Origin of the sequence: Arthrobacter sp. Edens01 (assembly GCF_001307035.1) — a bacterium.
GTDB lineage: Bacteria > Actinomycetota > Actinomycetes > Actinomycetales > Micrococcaceae > Arthrobacter_B.
Genome location: NZ_LKIU01000005.1, coordinates 1,050,481 through 1,071,778 on the forward strand (window position 1 = coordinate 1,050,481; position 21,298 = coordinate 1,071,778).

Consider the following 21,298-nt stretch of genomic DNA (forward strand, 5'->3'; position numbering starts at 1 on the left):
AATGCTCGTTGGCGGTGCAGAGCGGGTCAACCAGGGGCGGATGAACCGGTCCGGAGATGGGCAGAACCCATTGTTACGGCAAGGTCACGGCGTATTGCCAGAAAATCGGGTTAGGATTGTCACATCTACTGAGCATTTGCTCTACCTTCGCGGCTGGGAAGTCGAATAGACCGGCCAGAGGCGCTTATGAGCATTGCTGCACAACCACGTACCACCAGGAACCGCGAGAATGCCGTTACCAGCAGTTATTCAACGCTGCTGAAGATCATCCGCGACGAAGGGCTGCTCAAGCGGCGCCGTGCTTTCTACATCACTACCTTTGTGTTCCTCTGTGCCGGCCTTATCGCTGCCGGCACCGGCTTCTTCCTGATCGGTGAGAGCTGGTTCCAGCTCCTGATCGCCGCCGCACTGGGCATCCTGTTCACGCAGCTTGCCTTTATTTCCCACGAAGCTTCCCACCGCCAGGTTTTCGAATCCGGTCCCGCGAATGACCGGGCCGGCCGTTTCCTCGCCAACGCCGTTGTTGGCATTAGCTACCAGTGGTGGATGAACAAGCACAGCAGGCACCACGCCAACCCCAATACTGTGGGCAAAGACCCGGACATCGAGATGGATACCATCTCTTTCCAGGTTGAACAGGCCGAGACCCGCAAGGGCCTCATGGCATGGCTGACCCGCCGCCAGGGCTGGCTGTTCTTCCCCCTGCTGCTACTCGAAGGCATCAACCTGCATGCCACGTCCATTAGGCACCTGTTCTCCAAGAACAAGGTCAAGGGCCGCTACACGGAGATCACCATGGTCTTCCTCCGGCTGGGTCTCTACGTGGCCGCGGTGTTCTTCTTCCTGCCAGTTGGCATGGCCTTCGCGTTCCTTGGCGTCCAGCTCGGCGTCTTTGGTGTGTACATGGGTGCCTCCTTCGCACCCAACCACAAGGGCATGCCGCTGATTCCGCGGGACTCGAAGATTGATTTCCTCAGCCGCCAGGTCCTGACCTCGCGCAACATCCGCGGCCGGGGCATGAACACCTTTATGGGTGGCCTGAACTACCAGGTTGAACACCACCTGTTCCCCAGCATGCCGCGTCCCCACCTGGCCCGTGCCAGCGAGATCGTCAAGGAACACTGTGCCAAGCACAAGATTCCGTACACCGAGGCTTCCCTGACCGAGTCCTACGCGATTGTGGTGCGTTACCTCAACCGCGTTGGTCTCTCGGCCCGCGATCCGTTTGATTGCCCCGTCCGCGCTCAGTACAGGTAGACCAGTACAGGCAGGCCAGTACAGCTAAGACTGCAGCACGATCGAAGGACGGCTCCCTGGACAGGGAGCCGTCCTTCGCCTTTGCCGCCCGGGCCGGCCGTGTCTGCTGCTGCGTCCGGAAGCCGGGAAAGAGGGGTGGATCACAAGTTCCTCCGTGTCTGCGAGACTGGGGGCATGCCTTCGACACCCGTACCCGGACTGCCCGCAATGAAACGGACCAAGGACCAGGCGATTCATATTGGCGCCCGGCTGGAGGACCGGTTCCACTCGTACCGCATGAATGCTGCGAGCAAGCGCGGGGGAGTGCAGACAGTTCTCCCGTTTACCGGCTACGGATCCGATTCCTGGGTACGTGTCCTGGGCCGCGTGGTTCTGGCCAAGCCGGGAAAACTGTCAGCACCCGCAAGCGGATCCGTCCAGGCACTGCGCGACGGTGTGCGCGGATGGCGCAACTTCATCAGCCCGCCGGTCAATGATGCCGTGGTGTGCGTCCGGATCGGCTCCGAGAAACACCTGGTGACCGCGGACCGCGGGGGAGTCGTCGACGTCGTACTTCCTGCCTCGCTGGCACCGGGGTGGCAGACGGTGAGCCTGCTTCCGGAAGCTGAACCCGACGCTGAGCCGGTGCTGTCACCTGTCTACATCGTGGATCCGGCAGCACGAACCGGCGTCATTTCGGATATTGACGACACCATCATGGTTACCGCCCTGCCGCGTCCGCTGCTGGCCGCCTGGAATACGTTTGTGCTCGACGAGCATGCCCGGACACCCACCCCGGGCATGGCTGTGCTGATGGACCGCCTGGTGCGGGAGAACGAAGGCTCTCCAGTCTTCTACCTGTCCACCGGGGCGTGGAACGTCGCCGCGACGCTCACCCGGTTCATCACCCGGAACCTGTATCCGGCTGGTCCGCTGCTGCTCACGGACTGGGGCCCTACCCGCGACCGCTGGTTCCGCAGCGGCCCCGAGCACAAGCGCACCCAGCTGGAACGCCTGGCGAAGGAGTTTCCGGACATCAGCTGGCTGCTGATCGGGGACAACGGGCAGCACGATGAAGCGATCTATTCCGATTTCAGCCGCAAACACCCGCAGAATGTCAGGGCTGTGGCCATCCGTGAACTCTCCCCAAGCGAGGCGGTGCTGGCTGGCGGCCGGTCCGCGGGGCGCGGAACCACACCGCAGGATATTCCCTGGATCTATGCTCCCGACGGCGCCGGTATGGCACGGCAGCTGACGGACAGGGGTCTGCTGCCCGACGCCGGATAGCGGCGTCCGCTAGGGCTGGTCTTCTTCCGTGCGGATGGTGCGCATGATCCGCCGCAGGCTCATGGCGAGCGAAGCCGTGGCATCCATCGGAGTGTCCGGGGAAGCGTTCCCGTTCATGGTGGTCACCAGTTCCTGCACTGCCTGGACCGCTTCGGCGTATTCCTCAGTGTCCGCATCCCAGGTTTCCACTGCCTCGGCCGAAGCAAGCATGGCCCGTTCCAGGGCCTCGGACACGGTCCCGGGCACGGGGGTCTCCTCTGGAGAAGTCCAGATGGCAGTGGCCAGCACCTCGGTCATGTCCTCCACATAAAGGGTGACGCGTTCCATGGCGCGGAGCGCCCGGAAATCAGCGTTGAGATCACGCTGGTGCCGCCTGCGGCGCAGGTTCCCGTGCCGGCTGGAGTCTGCCAGCTGTACTGCCTCCCGGACCTCTCGGCTGAAGGAAATCAGCTCTGTTCGCCGGTTGGACCAGTCCTCGTGCTCCGGCGGCCAGGATTCGCCAACCGCCATTCCCATTTCCCTCAGCTGCCGGGCAAGGGTCAGTCGCAGCGAGGCGAGCCCGTCCACGGCGCCGTTGAGGTGCAGCGGGGGATAGAGCACAGCGTTCACCGTCAGGCCCACCACCACACCGACGAGCATCTGCACGGCATAGCCGTAGGAGTAGCCGTCAGCGTCATCCCCGCCCAGGACCAGCACGAACAGTGCAGCCACCGGGAGGTAGTCACGGCCGGCACCAAGATTGGGGATACCTGCCAGCAGGACGCCCAACCCCACGATTAGGGCAATCGTCCACACGGTTGGCCCGCCGAAGAGCAGCGCAATCAGCGCCAGCCCGATTCCGATGGCCAGACCGATCAGGGTCTGGATTCCGGCGCGCGCAGTTCCAGCCACCGTGGGATACATGCAGACCAGGGCACCCAGCGGAGCATAGTAGGGGTACTCCGCGGCAACCCCGGGCACCAGCGGGGCGAGAGTCCAGGCGATACCGACAGCTACAGCCGCTTTCACCGCCAGCTGGAACCGGGTGTAGCGCAGCATGCCGGTGAGCCGGTTGGAGACCGCCGCCATGGACGGTTTGGGCAGGGACTTGCCTCGGAGAGCCATGCTCGCAAGTATGCCTGCTGGCCGGCGGGGGCGTCGATTTCTGCGGGCTGGGCCACTCTGAAGGGTCTTGCGGGTCTCAATAGTGACAAGGCTGCCCAAAGGGGAGACGGGGCCCCGTCGGTGGATCAGCGGCGGGAGGAACCAGGGGAGATGCTGATGCCCTCCAGCACCTCGGCCAGCCTGTCCAGGAAGACCCGCGTCCGCGGGCCCTGCCGCTCGTTGATCAGCAGGGCGAAGATACTGCGGGCGAGCCGGATTTCAGGGACGTCCAGTACAACGACTCCCTGGCTGTGGTTCAGCATCGCCAGTTCCGGGACCAGTGCGGCGCCAATGCCTGCCGAGGCCATCTCCAGGCTGGCGTTGAAGTCGTCGCAGTAGGCCGCGACCCGCGGATGCAGGCTGCAGCTGGCGAAGAGCCGCTCAATCACCAGTGCGTCCGGTGTGCCGGGGTGGTGCATGATCCAGGGCATGTCCGAGAGCTGTTCGGCGCTTACTTTGGCGCCGGGGCGGATTCCCCAGCGCTCGGGCAGGACGACGCGGAAGTTGTCATCGCCGAGCCACTGCCTGCTGACCGTGGCCGGCCACGCCAGACCTCCCTGCCCCACCTGGAACACCAGCGCGACGTCGAGCTCCCCGCCGGCGCGCAGGCCCTGAATGGTCTGTCCGGGTTCGGCCACGAAAATCTTCAGGTCGATGCCCAGGTCTTTCCAGTCCGGCGAGTTCACCAGCCGGGGCAGCGCGAACGTTGCAAGGCTGGGGAAGATGCCGAGCCGCAGCTCGTGGCCGGTGCCCGCCTCGGCGCGGGCCGCTGCTGCCAGCAGGGCATCCATGTCCGTTAGTACCTTGGCGGCATGGCGGGACATCACGACGGCGGCTTCCGTGGGTACGGCGGCACGCGCCGACCGCTCGAAGAGGGTTGTGCCGGTTTCCCGTTCAAGGGCGGACATCTGCTGTGAGACGGCGGAGGCCGTGTACCCCAGGTGCACGGCGGCCGCCGCAAAGGAGCCGCAGCGGATTACTTCCAGCAGGGTTTTGAGGTGGATCGGATTGACCATCGCGGCGCCCCTTTCCCATCCTTGGTGCCCTGAATCGACGTCGACCACAATATCTAGTGGTGCCAGGTACTACGCGCGACACGCCCAATGGGTGCGACACGCGATCATTCAGCCAGCCCCACAGGCTGTGCATCCCGCCTCCACAGGCTGTGGAGAACCGGGCTCTTCCCTGCGGAAATCCACGAAAATACACGGCTCTGCCTGTGCAGAAACTGTGGACGACGCACGTGTCGAATGACATACTTGTAATACATCATCTTGGGGTAGGGCATCCGGTGTCGCACTAGATGTAGTGGCTGGATGTAGTATCAATGGACAGACTTCAGCATTACCTAGGGGAGACCACCATGACCGTTACGGTTTACACCAAGCCTTCGTGCGTTCAGTGCAACGCCACCTACCGCGCGCTCGACAAGAAGGGCATCGCCTACCAGAGCGTGGACATGTCCCAGGACCCTGAGGCCCTTGAGCGGGTCCGCGCGCTGGGCTACATGCAGGCTCCCGTAGTCATCACCGAGCAGGACTCCTGGTCCGGCTTCCGCCCGGACAAGATCGAGGAACTCGCACAGGCCAGCGTCACCTCCGTCGCCTAGCCTGAATAAAGCTGGAAGGGCCGGCCGGGCTTCCCGGCTGGACCCACAGATCCGGTTCCGCCGCTTCTCTTAACGGGACCCGGGACCTATAGCAGAACGGCGCACCAAACGCAGGTGCGTCCACCAGAACCAAACGCAGCAAAGAAGACGCAGTAAAACGAAGACACAGCCAGAACCGCTGTCAAAGAAGCAGGACGCCATGACATTGGGATCCGTGATTACAGAAGCCGGAGCCGCTACAGGCACCGGCGCACTGCAGACTCCCGGCAACCCTGTCACGAATGACGACCTGGTGTACTTCACCTCCGCATCCGGATACACCGGAAAATTCGCTGACAAACTTGAACGGCCGGCCAGCCGGATTCCCCTGCTGACCTCCGCTCCCACCCTCCTGGCGCAGCGGCCTTACGTGCTGCTGCTCCCGACTTACGGAGGGACAGCGGCCCAGCCCGGTGCGGCAGCGAAGGGTGCAGTACCCAAGCAGGTCATCAAGTTCCTGAACGTTGAGGCCAACCGGGCATTGATCCGCGGCGTCATCGGAGCGGGCAATACAAACTTCGGGGAGAACTACTGCCTGGCGGCAGACATTATTGCCGTCAAATGCAAGGTCCCCGTTCTCTACAGATTTGAACTCATGGGCACGTCGGAGGACGTTGCCAAGGTAAACCAAGGATTGGAAGAGTTTTGGACACATCAGTCGCAGAAGCCGGCATGACGGACTCCAAGGAGCTGCCGGAAGCCTACAAGGGCCTGGGCTATCACGAGCTCAACGCCATGCTGAACCTCTACGGCAAGAACGGTGAGATCCAGTTCGACGCCGACCGTGCGGCTGCACGCCAGTACTTCCTTCAGCACGTTAACAACAACACCGTGTTCTTCCACGACCTGGAAGAGAAGCTGGAATACCTGGTCAAGAACGAGTACTACGAGCGGGAAACCCTCGACCAGTACTCCATGAACTTCATCCGTGAGCTGTACCAGCGTGCGTACAAGAAGAAGTTCCGCTTCGAGACCTTCCTTGGCGCCTTCAAGTTCTACACCTCCTACACGCTGAAGACCTTCGACGGCAAGCGTTACCTGGAGCGCTACGAGGACCGTGTGTGCATGGTTGCCCTGCACCTGGCCCGCGGCAACGAGCAGCTGGCAGAGCAGATGGTGGACGAAATCATCGAGGGCCGCTTCCAGCCGGCGACCCCCACCTTCCTGAACGCCGGCAAGAAGCAGCGCGGCGAGCTGGTCTCCTGCTTCCTGCTGCGCATCGAAGACAACATGGAGTCGATCGGCCGTTCCATCAACTCCGCACTGCAGCTCTCCAAGCGCGGCGGCGGCGTCGCCTTCGCGCTGACCAACATCCGCGAGGTCGGTGCCCCGATCAAGCAGATCGAGAACCAGTCCTCCGGCGTCATCCCCGTGATGAAGCTTCTTGAAGATTCCTTCTCCTACGCCAACCAGCTCGGTGCCCGCCAGGGCGCAGGTGCCGTGTACCTGCACGCCCACCACCCGGACATCAACCGGTTCCTGGACACCAAGCGCGAGAACGCGGACGAAAAGATCCGTATCAAGACCCTCTCCCTCGGCGTCGTCATCCCGGACATCACGTTCGAGCTGGCCAAGCGGGATGAGGACATGTACCTTTTCTCCCCGTACGACGTCGAAAAGGTCTACGGCATGCCGTTCTCCGATGTCTCGGTCACCGAGAAGTACTACGAGATGGTCGATGATTCCCGGATCAAGAAGACCAAGATCAAGGCCCGCGAGTTCTTCCAGACCCTCGCCGAGATTCAGTTCGAATCCGGCTACCCGTACATCATGTTCGAAGACACGGTGAACCGGGAAAACCCGATCGACGGCAAGATCATCATGTCCAACCTGTGCTCGGAGATCCTCCAGGTTTCCCAGCCCACCACGTACAACGATGACCTTTCCTACGACCAGACCGGCAAGGACATCTCCTGCAACCTGGGTTCGCTGAACATTGCGAAGACCATGGATTCCCCGGACTTCGGCCGCACCATCGAAACCGCAATCCGCGCCCTGACCGCTGTCTCGGACATGAGCCACATCGGCTCGGTTCCGTCCATCGCCAAGGGCAACGACCAGTCGCACGCCATTGGCCTGGGCCAGATGAACCTGCACGGTTACCTGGCCCGTGAGCGGGTCCACTACGGATCCGTTGAGGGCATTGACTTCACGAACATCTACTTCTACACGGTCGTTTACCACGCCGTGCGTGCCTCGAACCTGCTGGCTATTGAAACGGGCCGTACGTTCGCCGGCTTCGAGAAGTCCAAGTACGCCTCGGGCGAGTTCTTCGAGAAGTACGTGAACGGCGAATGGGTTCCGCAGACCGAGCGTGTGCGGGAACTGTTCGAGAACGTGCACATCCCCACCCAGGCAGACTGGGCTGCGCTGCGTGCCTCCGTCATGGAGCACGGCATCTACAACCAGAACCTGCAGGCTGTGCCGCCGACCGGCTCGATCTCTTACATCAACAACTCCACCTCCTCCATTCACCCGGTGGCGTCGAAGATTGAGATCCGAAAGGAAGGCAAGCTGGGGCGCGTCTACTACCCGGCTCCGTACCTGACCAACGACAACCTGGAGTACTACCAGGATGCGTACGAAATCGGCTACGAGAAGATCATCGACACCTACGCCGCTGCCACGCAGCACGTGGACCAGGGCCTGTCCCTGACCCTGTTCTTCAAGGACACCGCCACCACGCGTGACATCAACAAGGCGCAGATCTACGCATGGCGCAAGGGCATCAAGACCATCTACTACATCCGCCTGCGCCAGCTCGCCCTGGAAGGCACCGAAGTTGAGGGCTGCGTCAGCTGCATGCTGTAGCCGCCGTCCATCTTCAACTTCTTCAAGACAAGGAAAACAATGACCGAGAAGCTTAAGCTGATCGACCAAGTGCAGGCGATCAACTGGAACCGCATCCAGGACGACAAGGACGTAGAAGTCTGGAACCGCCTGGTGAACAACTTCTGGCTGCCTGAGAAGGTGCCCCTGTCCAACGACGTCCAGTCGTGGAACACGCTGACTCCCGAAGAGCAGCAGCTGACCATGCGCGTGTTCACGGGCCTGACCCTGCTGGACACCGTGCAGGCTACCGTTGGTGCCGTCTCCCTGATCCCCGATGCGCTCACCCCGCACGAGGAAGCGGTCTACACGAACATTGCGTTCATGGAGTCCGTGCACGCCAAGAGCTACTCATCGATCTTCTCCACCCTGGCTTCCACCAAGGAGATTGACGAGGCGTTCCGCTGGTCCACGGAGAACGAGAACCTCCAGCGCAAGGCCCACATCGTCACGGACTACTACCGCGGCGATGATCCCCTGAAGCGCAAGGTAGCCTCCACACTGCTGGAGTCCTTCCTCTTCTACTCCGGTTTCTACCTGCCGATGTACTGGTCTTCCCGGGCCAAGCTCACAAACACGGCCGACCTGATCCGCCTGATCATCCGTGATGAGGCTGTGCACGGCTACTACATCGGCTACAAGTTCCAGCGCGGGCTGGAAACTGTTTCCGAGGAGCGCCGCCAGGAGCTGAAGGACTACACGTACGAGCTCATGTACGAGCTGTACGAAAACGAAGTCCAGTACACGCACGACCTGTACGACGGCGTCGGGCTGGCTGAGGACGTCAAGAAGTTCCTGCACTACAACGCCAACAAGGCCCTGATGAACCTGGGCTACGAGGCCATGTTCCCGTCCACCCTGACGGACGTGAACCCGGCCATCCTTTCGGCGCTGTCCCCGAACGCGGATGAGAACCACGACTTCTTCTCCGGCTCGGGCTCGAGCTACGTGATCGGCAAGGCCGTGAACACCGAAGACGAGGACTGGGACTTCTAGTACCCGGACTCGTTCTTTCAAGAGACGCCGCAGCAGGCTTGGGAGCCTGCTGCGGCGTCTCTTGTTTAACCTGCGGTGGGCCAGAGGACATTAGTCCCTCGGGGGCTTCTGCCGCTGCTGTTTTGTTGCTGATCGCTGCTTTTTTGCATCAAGGCGCCGATAGTTCGAACCGCGGGTGGGTTTGGTCCGGCGGCGTGTCGCAGGGCCGGGTGCGAGTCCGTCGGCCACCATCTCGGCGAGCTTGGCCAGGGCTGTCTCCCGGTTGCGCAGCTGGGAACGCTGTTCGGAAGCCGTGACAACAAGTGCTCCGGCAATCAGGCGGTGTTTCAACCGGTGCATGAGTCTCGCCCGCTGCTCTTCGGACAGCGCCGCCGAGTCGGCAACGTTCCAGGTCAGGGCTACACGGCTGTCCGTGGTGTTGACGTGCTGGCCACCCGGGCCGGACGAACGGGAGAACCGCCACTCAAGTTCGGCTGCGGGGATCGTCAGTGCAGGCGATACCAGTAAGTCCATGGATCCAGCGTCGCACGAATGTGCTGCAGGTCGGTCATGACTATGTGCTCCCTCCGTTGGCTTCCAGGCCCTTATAGACATGGTGGAAGTGCTGTGTGAAGACGAATGTTCCCGAGATTACTCGGTAAGACAAGGGGTTCAAGGGCGTCCCATTACTGTGAATCGAAAAGGTTTTCCGCGATCTGAAAAGGGGAGCTAGGACAGTGGATATCTTCACGGAGGATTTCGACACCATTGTGGTGGGCGCAGGAGTGTCGGGCCTCAGTGCCGCCCGGGCGCTGGCAGCCAGCGGTCAGCGGGTCGTGGTGCTGGAAGCACGCGACCGCATCGGCGGGCGCCTTCATACCGAGCGCCTCGACGGCCGGGTCACAGACCTCGGTGCCTCCTGGATCCACGGGGTCGACGGCGGACCGCTGCACTCGCTGACCCGTTCCTTTGACATGCCGGATGTTGAGTTCACCGTGGGAAGCTACCAGGCCGGCGGACGGCCCATCGCCTACTACGGTCCGGATGGAACACGCCTGCCCGACGGCGCTGTGGAGCGCTTTGTCGCCGACGCAGCACTGGTAGAGGTGCGGCTGGTCAAGGTCATTGAGGCCATGGCACCAGGTGCCAGCTATGCGGAAGCGGCGCGGACCGCGGTCGGAGAGGTGGCGGCAGCGGAAGGCTGGGACGCCGAACGCGCCGAACGCGTTGTGGAGTACCTCGACCACCGCAGCGAGGAGCAGTACGGTGCCGATTCCCGCCTGCTCGACGCACACGGACTCGAGGATGAAGTGATCAGCGGGGATGAGGTGGTCTTTCCCCGGGGCTATGACGAGCTGGCATCCAAACTGGCAGCGGGGATCGATGTGCGGCTTGAACACGCGGTGACCCGCGTCAACCGGATCGGGGCCGCCGGAGTGGAGCGCGGCGTCGTCGTGGAGACGGATCAGGGCGTATTCACCGCGGCCCAGGCAGTAGTCACCGTCCCGATCGGTGTCCTGCAGTCGGACCTGATCACGTTTGATCCGCCGCTGCCAGAGCTGGTCACCGGCGCGATTTCCCGTTTTCGGATGAACGCCTTCGAAAAGGTCTTCCTGCGCTTTGCCGAGCGCTTCTGGGACGCAGACGTGTATGCGATCCGCCGCCAGGGAGAAGCCGCGAAGTGGTGGCATTCCTGGTATGACCTCACGGACCTTCACGGGGAGCCGACGCTGCTGACTTTCGCGGCAGGGGAGTGCGCGCAGGAAATACGGGAGTGGTCTGATGAACGCGTGGTGGACTCGGTCATGGCATCGCTCCGGGACATCTACGGTTCCCGGACGCTCGATCCGGTTCATGCGAGGATCACCGACTGGCAGGGTGATGTTTGGGCGGGCGGGGCATACGCGTACATGATGAAGGGATGCACCGGTGAGGACCACAGCCGGATTGCTACGCCCATCGACGGGGTGCTGCATCTCGCCGGGGAAGTGACCTGGGAGGATGATCCTGCCACCGTCAACGCTGCCCTCTGCTCGGGGCACCGTGCCGCAGAACGGATTCTCGGTGCGGAGATTCCGTACTCATCGCTCTCGACGGAGGGTGTCCTTTAGGGACTGCCGATGACCGCTCCGGGCCGGCACCGCTGCGGTATGTAAGGATGGGGCGGACGGGCACATGAGTGCCCTCCGACGGGGGGACAAATGCGAACGCAGTGGCAAACACGAATGCTGGCCGCCGGAGTTGCGGCAGCCGCCGCTCTGACTGCGGCCTGCGGTTACTCCGGGGATCCGGCGGACGAAAGTGAAGGCGTCACGAACTTTGCTTCCATCATTGAACTGTCGGAGTTCAGCTCAATCGGGGACCTGTACGACGCCGCAGACGCCGCCGTCGGCTGCGGGGAGGGGATAACCGCCGAATCGGTTGAATTCACGTTCGACATCTATACCCCTGAGTACGCGATGTGCACCGACTCGCTTCAGCTAGTGCTGTACCAAAGCTGGACCGACCGCGAGAAAGTCCACGAACGAATAGTGCAGGGTGGGGAGAATTCCCCCGACGGATTCGCTGAAGGAGAGAACTGGCACGCTTTCGAGCTGCCCCGTCCAGAAGCGGCTGACCCGGCCGACGTCCAGTCCCTGGCCGAGGAGCTTGGCGGAGTCTGGGTGCAGATCGGCGGAACGGACTCGTAGGCGGCCTCTCCTGCATACTGCACGTTTCGCGTCGGTACTGCTGTGCGCTGCGGGACTGTGGGAAAGTTGCAGGGGAGGAACAAATGCCGCGCCAGCTCGTCAAGACACACATTGCCCTCATAGGCTGTGTCTGCCTTTGCCTGCTGGGATATCTCTCCTGGTTCGAGTCACAGGCGCAGCAGGCATCCGCACAAACGGCGCGGCTGGACTTTGATTCCCCGGACAGCCTCGCCGTCGTCGTCAACAAAACCCGGCCGCTGGCGGATCCTGCGTATATTCCAGCGGAACTGCACGACGCCGGCGGTGTGCTTTTGCGCCCCGAGGCAGCTGGCGCCTTCGGTCAGTTAAGCGCTGAGGCCGCTGCTGCCGGTGTTGGGATAACGGCTGTCAGCGGTTACCGAACCGCTGCGGACCAGGCGCACATCCATGAGTCGTACTCCGCCAGCTACGGTGCCCCAACTGCGGACGGCATCTCGGCCCGGGCCGGACACAGTGAACACCAGACCGGGTTGGCCGTAGACATTGGCAACGCGGACGGATCCTGTGCGCTGGAGCCCTGCTTTGAAACTACGCCGGCCGGTGCCTGGGCTGCCGCCAACGCCCACAGGTACGGCTTTGTGATCAGGTATCCGGCCGGTGCCACTACGATCACCGGATTCGCCTACGAGCCGTGGCACCTGCGTTTCGTTGGTACGGAACTTGCTGCCGAGCTTCACGAGACCGGCCAAACCCTGGAAGAATTCGCCGGGTTTCCTCCGGCTCCCTCCTACTGAGCCTCACGGGCAGTGCCGGGCCTCAAGCCCACGGGACTGGTCTTTCCCTTGCCCTGGAAACTACCCGTCTGCGGGACAGAGCTTGTTGAGCCGGTACTTCAGCTTTCCTTCGCGGCTCGCATCGCTGAGGGAAGCTGTCTTGTCTATATAGTCCTGGCCGAATTTGCTGAGCAGCAGATCGTCCAGGATACGGACGTGACCAGCAATGAACCGGTATCCCATTCGCTCTGTGAGGGCGTCCCAATCGGCTTCGGTGAGCAGCCTGTTTGCCTCATCCACTGTTGTGATCCCCACTGCGGCCATCAACTCCACCAGCCACTGGTAGTGCTCACGGCGGCTTCGGGGATTTTCAGGAAGTTCGGTGACGAGCATACTGGTGAGTTCCTTCGCCGTGAGTTCTTCGCTTCCATGCACCAGGGTGTTCACCGGGGCCGTCGACTGGCTCTCCCGGCTCATTTCGGTATGAATCGTCACAAACTGATCGTCTGCCAATTCAATCAGCCCGGACGCCAGCGTAAAGGCACGATTAATTGCAGGATTCACGTCGCCTGAGGATTTGTACCTGATGTCGTGCTCGAATTCCGCCCAGGCATGCTGCAGGACGGTTTTCACCTGAACCTCGAATCGCTGTCCAATGTGCTGGCCGCACCCGGCAGGGTAATCATCACCTACCTCGAGGATGAGGTGGTGGGCGGCGTAGCCGATGGTTCCTTCACGGAGATGTACCTCTGATTTGTCCTCATCCTTAATCACGTTGAACTGCCCTGTCAGGGCTGTCACCACACGCGATACGTCGGGTTTGATATGGGTGATGACTCGCATCCCAATGAGGTCGTCCAGGTCGGAGAGCCCGTTCGAGTACTTGGGGAGGCCATTCGGTTTGAGTTTTCCCAGTTTTCCGCGGACTGATTCCACCGATTTCACCCGGCTTTTTATCAGGTGGTAATTCAGGCCGTCGTCTGAAATCCGGGCACCAATCGCCAGCTCGATCGCTCGTCGGGCCGCTTCCAGCTCGCCTTGGCAAGCCGTCAGATCCGCAACGGCAAGGTCAACCATGGTATTAGTGCCGGAATTCATCATTGAACTTCCTCTCAACCGATGGCCTTTGCGGAAAGTTCGAGAATAGAACGAGGGATCCATTCCTGCTACGCCATGGACACACGGAACCGGCAAAAAGAGCCGAAAAGATTCAAGCGAGCCCTGCGGGCGCCCGATTTTCGTTGCCGCCGTTCCGGCGTTCCGCCCCGCCCCAGTGCCCGCCTGCCCAGAGCAACGGCACCGGTTCGGCGATGCAGTGTTTAACCGGGGTTTAACCGGCAGACTTGGCCCGCTGCCCTGTATCCAGTGCCGCCACCACGCCTCCGTCGACCAGCAGATCCACTCCGGTCACAAAGGATGCATCGGCGCTGAGCAGGAACGCCGCCGCGTTGGCGATATCCCCGGGAGTGCCTACCCGCCCGGTTCCCGATCCCTCGATCATTGCCCGCATTTGCGCGCCCGACTCGCTCGACAGCTCCTGCTGGCCCATCGGCGTCGAAATCACCCCCGGGCTGATGCTGTTCACCCGGGCGCCCCGGGCACCCCAGCGCAGGCTGGCCGCCTGGACCCGGACCTGGTTCGCGCGCTTGGCAGCGCTGTAGGCGAAACCCGGATGGTCGATTCCTGTGACAAACGGCAGCCCCAGCAGATCGTCCGCCGGTTTGGCAGCCAGCTCGGCGAGCGCATCAGCCGGGATGTTGCCCCCTGCCATGTAGGCGGACATGGAAGAGACCACCACTCCGGAGCCTCCGGGAGCAATCACCTTCTCGAACTCTTCCAGCACCAGTGCAACGCCATAGAGGTCCACCTTCCAGATCGCCTCTGCCGGTGCCTGGGCAGGGGAGAGGCCTGCGGTGTGGACGACGCCGGTGACCCGGCCCAGCTCCCGGGCAGTGGCCGCGAGCGCCGCAACCGAATTCCGTGACGAGACGTCCACTCCCTGCGAAGCGACGTCGTATCCCTCCGACACCGCGGTATCCACCGCGTGTTCCAACAGGGTTTCGTTGAAGTCGGCGAGCAGGACCTTTCGTCCGGCCCCGCTCCGGCGCAGGACTGCCAGCCCCATACCCCCGGTTCCGATTATTACGAGTACATCCGTTGACATGGCCTGCTCCATTCCCGTTGGGTTCCTTTCCAGTGTTCTCCGGCCGGGGACGGGCGGCAACGGCTCGGAGGCGCGTCCGGCCGCTTCGCGGGATATGGGGAAGGTTCTGGAGATAAAGGTGGGCCCGGATAAACCCTGCTGAGTGGACGTGCCGGCATCAGCGTGCCGGCCTCCTCGAGTTCCACGCGCCTGGCCGGACAACGGACACACTCCACGTACACCACGTGGCCTTGGGAGGTCCGGTGCCTGGAGGTGACTGCCCACCCGTGCTCGCAGCCGAAGTGCGCCGGTGCCTGTATCAGTTGCCGGTTCGGATATGTGTTCATGTCACGAGCATGCTGTAATGCCGTTATGCATCTCAACCCTTACGGCGAGTACGCCGTCCTGTTTGCCGCCTCGCTGGCCAATGACTGGCCGGACTCACGCGGCGGCATAGTCGCCAGGGCCCGCGAGCACGGCATGACGATGGCCTTTCCCCAGGCGCCCGGTGACCATACCGAGGTGCGGACGGTGGTTGACCGGTGGCTGGCGGTAGTCGACGCGACGGACCCGGCCCGGCGGGCCGAACTGCTGAACGAGATGATGAAGGACGCCGCGGCGTACCCGCGGCTGACCGACCATGACCAGGAAGGCTGGCATCTGCACTACCGCGACGGCGGACAGTCGCTGGCCGAAGTCCTGCTGGCGGTCTTCAGCGTCGGGACGGCGCTGCACCTGACCACACGCGGCATGACCCGGCTGCGGCGCTGTGAAGCAGGTGTTGCCCCGGGTGATCCGTGCCGGAACGTGGTTGTGGACATCACCCGCAACGGCCGCCAGCGTTTCTGCTCCGTCCGGTGCGGCAACCGGGCAGCGGTCCGCCGCCACCGGGCAGCACACAGCTAGCCCTGCATGGGGCAGCAGGTCCCCGCGCCGGCACTGCAGTCTGTGCTCGGAAGGCAGAGTGCGGGATTCTGGAAGCTACGAGCTGTTGCACGCTAGGAGCTGCGATGAATGCCATCATGCCGAAGCTGACCTTGAACAACGGTGTAGTCCTGGATGCCGTGGGCTTCGGGGTGTACCGGAACCCGCCTGCCCAAACCACCGTTGCAGTGGAGACCGCGCTGGCCAACGGCTACCGGCTCATCGATACGGCCGCGGCCTACCGCAATGAAACCGAAGTGGGGGCGGCCCTGGCCCAGTCCGGCGTCGACCGCGCAGAACTCTTCATCACCACCAAACTCTGGGTTGACGACTACGGCTACGACTCGGCACTGCGGGCCTTCGACGCCAGCATGGCCCGGCTGGGACTGGACGTGCTGGACCTGTACCTGCTGCACCAGCCCCTGCCGTCGGACTTCGAGGCGACGATTGCTTCCTACCAGGCGCTGCAGACCCTGTACGAGCAGGGGCGGGTCAGGGCCATCGGCGTCAGCAACTTCAGCGTCCGGGAGTTAAGCGAACTGATGGCGGGCACCGACGTCGTCCCTGCCGTGAACCAGATCCAGGTGCACCCCTATTTCAGCGAACCCGCCCTGCGCGCCTTCAACCTCCAGAACGGCATCCTGACCGAGGCCTGGTCTCCCATTGGCGGCGTCACCCGGTACTGGGACCATGGTCCCGGAGCAGGACCGAAGGATCCGCTTCACGACCCGGCAATCGTCGCGATTGCTGCCGCGCATCACAAGACCCCTGCCCAGGTGATTCTGCGGTGGGAGATCCAGCTGGGTATCTGCGTGATTCCCAAATCGGTGACGCCCAAACGGATCGCGGAGAACATTGACCTGTTCGACTTCTCCCTCAGTGCCGCCGAGCTTTCGGACATTAGTGCCCTGGATACAGGAATCCGTTCCGGACCGGATCCGGACACGATCGCGCGCAGCTGAGCTGGGCTGAGCTGAACCCCGCGTCCGTGCCGCAATATGACGACACCGCGGGGCGCGGCTTTGTTAGTGTCGCGGGCATGGAGAACACACAGTTGGCACCGGCGGCAGCCCGCGTCCAGCAGGAACTGGCAGAGCGGGGGTCAGCGGCGCAGGTCATCGTGACGGATGGCTCGGCGCGTACGGCCGTCGAAGCAGCGCAGACCCTTGGCTGCGAGGTCGGTGCGATTGGGAACAGCCTGGTATTTATGGCCGACGGCGCGGCGCTGCTGGTCATTACCAGCGGCGCGCACCGCGTTGATACGGCAGCGCTCGCCGGACGGCTCGGCAAGCAGAAAATCAAGCGGGCTTCGCCGGAAGAGGTCCGGCAGGCAACCGGACAGGTGATTGGAGGAGTGGCTCCCGTCGGCCACCCGGCACCCGTGGAAACCGTTGTAGACCGGGATCTTGGTGCCTATTCGGATGTGTGGGTCGCAGCCGGAACCCCGTACACGGTCTTTCGCACCGATTTGGCGGAGCTGGTCCGAATCACCGCCGGCACGGTGGAACAGGTGGACTGAGCCTCCGGCAGCGCCCGGGCACCTGTTGACGGCGCCGGCGACCGGGCGCAGGGTGGAAGGCAAACTGAAGCGGCGGCAGCTCAGCCCGCCACCCGGCGTCGTGCCTGTGGGCCGGCACTGAAGAGGGGAGTAGACGGATGAAGACGCGTGAGTTGGGGACGGCGGGCCTGAAGGTGTCCGAGCTGGGGCTTGGCTGTATGGGGTTCAGCCAGGGTTACGGGCCGGCGGGAACCAGGGAAGACGCCATCAGCCTGATCCGGACCGCCTTTGACCGGGGCATCCGGCTCTTTGACACTGCGGAAGTCTACGGACCGTTCACCAATGAGGAGCTGGTTGGTGAAGCGGTGGCGCCATTTCGGGACAGGGTGGTTGTCGCCACCAAATTTGGCTTCAAAATCAACCGTGACGGCCGCCAGATTGGACTGGACAGCCGTCCGGAGCACATCCGGGAAGCGGTAGACGGGTCACTGCGGCGGCTTGGAACGGGACATATAGACCTGCTGTACCAGCACCGTGTGGATCCCGAAGTACCCATTGAAGATGTGGCAGGCACGGTTCGGGACCTGATTACCGAGGGCAAGGTGAAGCATTTTGGCCTGTCGGAGGCCTCGGCCGGAACCATCCGCGCCGCCAACGCCGTCCAGCCGGTAACCGCTGTGCAGAGTGAATACTCCCTCTGGTGGCGCGAACCCGAAAAGAAGGTGCTGCCTGCCTGCGGAGAACTGGGTATCGGTTTTGTTCCCTTCAGCCCGCTGGGGCGGGGCTTCCTGACCGGAAAAATCTCCGCCGGGACAGAGTTCGCCCCGGGAGACATGCGCGGGCGGCTGCCACGCTTCACCCCGGAAGCACGAAAAGCCAACCAGGCAGTGGTCGACCTCCTGGATACGCTGGGCCGGACCAAGGACGCGACGCCGGCCCAGATCGCCCTGGCCTGGCTGCTGGCACAGAAGCCGTGGATTGTGCCCATCCCGGGAACTCGGAAACTGGAGCGGCTGGAGGAGAATCTCGGCGCTGCCGGTGTAACCCTGACACCTGAGGACCTCGCGAACCTGGACGACGCCGTCGCCCGCATTCCGATTGAAGGCGCCCGTTACCCTGAAGAACTGGAGAAGACGATCGACCGCTAGCCGGCGGGGCCGGGAGGAAATGCAGCAATGGGGAACCGCGGTGCCGATGCTTACCGGCGTCGGATGGAACGCGCGGCGAGGCTCCGCGCGGCCGGAACTCTCGAGAACGCCGAGCCGGAGGAGTCTGCTGAGGAAGCCGAACTGCGCCGGCGGAAGGAACAGGTTGATCCGGCAGATAAAGCTGAATATCTGATCCGGGATGCAATGATGCGCGGGGAGTTCGACAACCTGAAGTATGCCGGCAAGCCCATTCCCAATCTGGGCGAGGCCAACGATCCCGACTGGTGGGTGAAGGGGCTGCTGCAGCGGGAGAACATCAGCGGCCTGGGGCCTCCGGCACTGCTGCTGAGAGTAGAGGATGAGCAGCTCGACGCCCTCCTGGACAGCAAACCGTCCGAAGCGCTGGTCCGCGAGACCGTGGAGGACTTCAACCGGCGCATTATTGAAGCCCGACGGCAGCTGCTGGGTGGACCACCGGTGATCACCAAACTGCGCGACGTCGACGCGGAGATCCAGCGCTGGCGGAACCGCAGGTCAGACCGGACGCCGGAGGAACCCGCTCCACAGCCGCCGCGCCCCTGGTGGAGGCGGGTCTGGAAACGCCCCCAGTAGGGGAGCCGCGTACGAGGGGGACCGGGCCCGGGATTCCGGCAGACTGGTTCCGCCACGGGAACAGACCGGCAGAAAGGGCACCGCAACATGGGGATCACACGGCTGGAACACGCTTCGCCCGCCGACATTGCACGCCTGTCGGCAGTCCTGGGGGAAGCCTTCGCGGACTACGCCTGGACCCGCTGGACAGTGGACAGCGAGCGCCGGGAAGCGCGGATCAGCGCCATCCAGCGCCTCTACCTGGAACACCTCGGCCTGCCGCACGGGGAGGTATGGGCCGACGAGGTGAGGACCGCCGTCGCGGTCCTGCTTCCGCCGCACCTGGCAGTACTGGATCCGGCGCCCCTGACCGCAGGGCTGCAGGACAAACTGGCGTCCCTGCACGGAGATTCCGCCCGGAACCTGCACTACCCGCTTCCCCAGGCACCGGCAGGAGCCTGGACACTGGCGACCATCGGCGTCGCCCCGGCGGCACAGGGAAACGGGCTGGGCACACAGCTCATGGAGGCCATCCTGGCAGCCTGCCCGGACCGGGCCATTGCCCTGGAAACGTCCGCAGAATCCAACGTGGCGTTCTACCGCCGGTTTGGGTTCGGTGTCTGGGCGGTGTCTGAAATGCCCGACGGCGGTCCGCTGGTGTGGTCCATGCTGCGCGGGCCAGGCGGGTAGACAGGCAGCGTCGGAGAGCCCGCTGCAGCGCCGGGAACGGCAGGGCGGACATCCCGTCCCGACCCTCGACGGCGCTGGCCAGGCTCGGCACACTTAAGTAGGCCGCCCGACCGGAGGGTGCCCGACGGAAGGTTGCCCGTGCTTGGTTTGGAACTGGTGGTGGCCCTGGGCGTGGCGATACTGGCGGCCTCGCTGGGTGCGGAGCGGCTGCGGATTGCTGCTCCGCTGCTGCTGCTGGTCAGCGGTGTGCTTCTGGGATTCGTACCGGCCTTCCGAAAAGTTGAACTGCCCTCTGAGGTGGTCCTTCTGCTCTTCCTGCCGGCCCTGCTTTACTGGGAAAGCCTCACTACGTCCCTCCGTGAAATCCGCAGCAACCTGCGCGGAATCGTCCTGACCGGGACGGGGCTGGTTGTTGTCACCGCTGCCGCTGTTGCGTTCACGGCCCACGCGCTGGGGATGCCCTGGGGCCCGGCCTGGGTCCTCGGCGCCGCACTGGCACCAACAGATGCCACTGCGGTGGCGGCGCTGGCCCGCAGCCTGCCCCACCGGAACGTCACCGTGCTGCGTGCTGAAAGCCTTATTAACGACGGCACAGCGCTGGTGATCTATGCCGTGGCGGTGGGCATCGTAGCCGGAGACGGCGGGTACACGCCGCTGTCCATCACAGGGATCCTCGCGCTGTCCTACGGCGGAGGAATAGTTGCCGGTCTTCTTCTGGCATGGGCAGGCATCTGGGTGCGCAAACGGATCCAGGACCCCATGCTGAGCAACGTCGCCACCTTCATCACGCCATTCGCGGCTTTCCTGCTCGCGGAAGAAACCGGCGGATCGGGTGTGCTCGCCGTCGTCGTCGTGGGCCTGATCATGAGCCAGGCCGGTCCGCGCGTGACGGCGGCACTGGCCCGCCGCCAGTCGCAGGCTTTCTGGTCCTTCTCCACGTATATGCTCAATGCCGCCCTGTTCGTGCTGATTGGGATTGAACTGCACGTTGCAGTGCGGTTGCTCGACGGACCGCAGATCACCGTCGGGCTGGTGGCGGTGGCCGCAGTGTCCGTGGTCCTGGTGCTGGTGCGCATCGCCTTCCTGTTCTCCACGACCTACCTGATCCGGCTGATCGACCGGCGGCCGTCACAGAAGCTGCGCCGGGTCAGCAACCGCTCCCGCATCCTCAGCGGCATGGCAGGCTTCCGCGGTGCGGTGTCCCTCGCAGCAGCGCTGGGTGTCCCGGCCCTGACAGCGGCCGGTACGCCCTTCCCGGACCGGGGTCAGATCATCTTCGTCACGGCGGGGGTGATACTGGTGACGCTGACCGTCCAGGGGCCGCTGCTTCCGGTAATCGTCCGCTGGGCGAAGCTGCCGGAGGACAACCGGCTGGAGGAGGAGCGCCGCCTGGCGGAGATACGCTCCGCCGAGGACGGACTGTCTTCCCTGCCGGAACTCGGAGCGCGACTTGGAACGGACGGCCGGGTGGTGGAACGGCTGGTCCATGAGTACCGGCATCACCTGGAGGTGCTGCGGGCCGACGGCGAAGTCCAGTCAGCGGGCGAGCCGGCACCGGCGCTGGAGCGCTGGCAGCAGGAGACCGAGCTGCGGCTGGCGCTCCTGGACCGCAAGCGCACGGTGATCCTGGCGCTGCGCGACGAACGCACCATTGATGACCGTGTGCTCCGGCTGCTCGAAACCCGGCTTGATGTGGAGGAACTGCGCCTCACGCAGCCGGACCGCGATGAGTGAGGAACCCCGG

The 21,298-nt window shown here is 63.5% G+C and carries 21 protein-coding genes; 16 read left to right on the top strand and 5 right to left on the bottom strand.

Annotated features, from left to right (window positions below; all coding sequences use genetic code 11):
* The first annotated feature begins 186 nt into the window (after positions 1-186).
* Positions 187-1,257, top strand: a complete 1,071-nt coding sequence (locus AO716_RS11050) for a fatty acid desaturase family protein (RefSeq protein ID WP_055240895.1) — start codon at positions 187-189, stop codon at positions 1,255-1,257.
* 174 nt (positions 1,258-1,431) lie between these two features.
* A complete protein-coding gene (locus AO716_RS11055) occupies positions 1,432-2,523 on the top strand; it encodes an App1 family protein (protein WP_055242176.1) in 1,092 nt (363 codons plus the stop codon).
* 9 nt (positions 2,524-2,532) lie between these two features.
* Here AO716_RS11055 and AO716_RS11060 read toward each other — a convergent pair whose 3' ends face one another.
* Positions 2,533-3,627 (bottom strand): FUSC family protein, encoded by a 1,095-nt coding sequence (locus AO716_RS11060; protein WP_055240896.1) that lies wholly within the window; start codon positions 3,625-3,627, stop codon positions 2,533-2,535.
* Positions 3,628-3,752: 125 nt separating this feature from the next.
* Positions 3,753-4,682, bottom strand: coding sequence for a LysR family transcriptional regulator (locus AO716_RS11065; RefSeq protein WP_055240897.1), 930 nt, complete (start codon positions 4,680-4,682; stop codon positions 3,753-3,755).
* Positions 4,683-5,029: 347 nt separating this feature from the next.
* On the opposite strand from AO716_RS11065, the gene nrdH reads away from it, so the two are divergent.
* The 4 genes from nrdH (at position 5,030) to nrdF (ending at position 9,139) form a co-directional block, all read left to right on the top strand.
* Positions 5,030-5,275 (top strand): glutaredoxin-like protein NrdH, encoded by a 246-nt coding sequence (nrdH, locus tag AO716_RS11070; protein WP_055240898.1) that lies wholly within the window; start codon positions 5,030-5,032, stop codon positions 5,273-5,275.
* A gap of 199 nt (positions 5,276-5,474) precedes the next feature.
* Positions 5,475-5,990, top strand: a complete 516-nt coding sequence (gene nrdI, locus AO716_RS11075) for a class Ib ribonucleoside-diphosphate reductase assembly flavoprotein NrdI (protein ID WP_082413502.1) — start codon at positions 5,475-5,477, stop codon at positions 5,988-5,990.
* Positions 5,987-8,125 (top strand): class 1b ribonucleoside-diphosphate reductase subunit alpha, encoded by a 2,139-nt coding sequence (nrdE, locus tag AO716_RS11080; protein ID WP_195840679.1) that lies wholly within the window; start codon positions 5,987-5,989, stop codon positions 8,123-8,125. Before nrdI ends, nrdE begins: the two co-directional genes overlap by 4 nt.
* A 39-nt stretch (positions 8,126-8,164) precedes the next feature.
* On the top strand, positions 8,165-9,139 hold the full coding sequence (nrdF, locus tag AO716_RS11085) for a class 1b ribonucleoside-diphosphate reductase subunit beta (RefSeq protein ID WP_055240899.1): 975 nt from the start codon (positions 8,165-8,167) through the stop codon (positions 9,137-9,139).
* Between the two features lie 90 nt (positions 9,140-9,229).
* On the opposite strand, the gene arfB is transcribed toward nrdF, so the two are convergent.
* Entirely contained in the window at positions 9,230-9,652 is a 423-nt protein-coding gene (gene arfB / locus AO716_RS11090; RefSeq protein WP_055240900.1) for an alternative ribosome rescue aminoacyl-tRNA hydrolase ArfB, read from the bottom strand.
* Between the two features lie 203 nt (positions 9,653-9,855).
* On the opposite strand from arfB, the gene AO716_RS11095 reads away from it, so the two are divergent.
* The 3 genes from AO716_RS11095 (at position 9,856) to AO716_RS11105 (ending at position 12,581) form a co-directional block, all read left to right on the top strand.
* A complete protein-coding gene (locus AO716_RS11095; RefSeq protein ID WP_321164368.1) occupies positions 9,856-11,229 on the top strand; it encodes a flavin monoamine oxidase family protein in 1,374 nt (457 codons plus the stop codon).
* Positions 11,230-11,319: 90 nt separating this feature from the next.
* Positions 11,320-11,808 (top strand): hypothetical protein, encoded by a 489-nt coding sequence (locus AO716_RS11100; RefSeq protein ID WP_152969946.1) that lies wholly within the window; start codon positions 11,320-11,322, stop codon positions 11,806-11,808.
* Positions 11,809-11,891: 83 nt separating this feature from the next.
* Positions 11,892-12,581, top strand: coding sequence for a D-alanyl-D-alanine carboxypeptidase family protein (locus tag AO716_RS11105; protein WP_055240902.1), 690 nt, complete (start codon positions 11,892-11,894; stop codon positions 12,579-12,581).
* 60 nt (positions 12,582-12,641) lie between these two features.
* Here the strand turns inward: AO716_RS11105 and AO716_RS11110 are convergent, their stop codons facing one another.
* Complete coding sequence (locus tag AO716_RS11110) at positions 12,642-13,661, bottom strand: GTP pyrophosphokinase family protein (RefSeq protein ID WP_055240903.1); 1,020 nt, start codon at positions 13,659-13,661, stop codon at positions 12,642-12,644.
* Positions 13,662-13,890: 229 nt separating this feature from the next.
* On the bottom strand, positions 13,891-14,724 hold the full coding sequence (locus tag AO716_RS11115; protein ID WP_055242184.1) for an SDR family oxidoreductase: 834 nt from the start codon (positions 14,722-14,724) through the stop codon (positions 13,891-13,893).
* Between the two features lie 351 nt (positions 14,725-15,075).
* Between AO716_RS11115 and AO716_RS11120 the strand changes: the two genes are divergently transcribed.
* The 7 genes from AO716_RS11120 (at position 15,076) to AO716_RS11150 (ending at position 21,288) form a co-directional block, all read left to right on the top strand.
* Positions 15,076-15,609 (top strand): CGNR zinc finger domain-containing protein, encoded by a 534-nt coding sequence (locus AO716_RS11120; protein ID WP_055240904.1) that lies wholly within the window; start codon positions 15,076-15,078, stop codon positions 15,607-15,609.
* 104 nt (positions 15,610-15,713) lie between these two features.
* Complete coding sequence (locus tag AO716_RS11125) at positions 15,714-16,589, top strand: aldo/keto reductase (RefSeq protein ID WP_055240905.1); 876 nt, start codon at positions 15,714-15,716, stop codon at positions 16,587-16,589.
* A gap of 77 nt (positions 16,590-16,666) precedes the next feature.
* Positions 16,667-17,146, top strand: coding sequence for a YbaK/EbsC family protein (locus tag AO716_RS11130; protein ID WP_055240906.1), 480 nt, complete (start codon positions 16,667-16,669; stop codon positions 17,144-17,146).
* 137 nt (positions 17,147-17,283) lie between these two features.
* Positions 17,284-18,273, top strand: a complete 990-nt coding sequence (locus AO716_RS11135) for an aldo/keto reductase (protein ID WP_055240907.1) — start codon at positions 17,284-17,286, stop codon at positions 18,271-18,273.
* A 27-nt stretch (positions 18,274-18,300) separates the two neighbouring features.
* Positions 18,301-18,885 (top strand): DUF1992 domain-containing protein, encoded by a 585-nt coding sequence (locus tag AO716_RS11140; RefSeq protein ID WP_055240908.1) that lies wholly within the window; start codon positions 18,301-18,303, stop codon positions 18,883-18,885.
* Positions 18,886-18,972: 87 nt separating this feature from the next.
* Positions 18,973-19,554 (top strand): GNAT family N-acetyltransferase, encoded by a 582-nt coding sequence (locus AO716_RS11145; RefSeq protein WP_055240909.1) that lies wholly within the window; start codon positions 18,973-18,975, stop codon positions 19,552-19,554.
* 138 nt (positions 19,555-19,692) lie between these two features.
* Positions 19,693-21,288, top strand: a complete 1,596-nt coding sequence (locus AO716_RS11150; RefSeq protein WP_055240910.1) for a Na+/H+ antiporter — start codon at positions 19,693-19,695, stop codon at positions 21,286-21,288.
* The last annotated feature ends 10 nt before the right edge of the window (positions 21,289-21,298 follow it).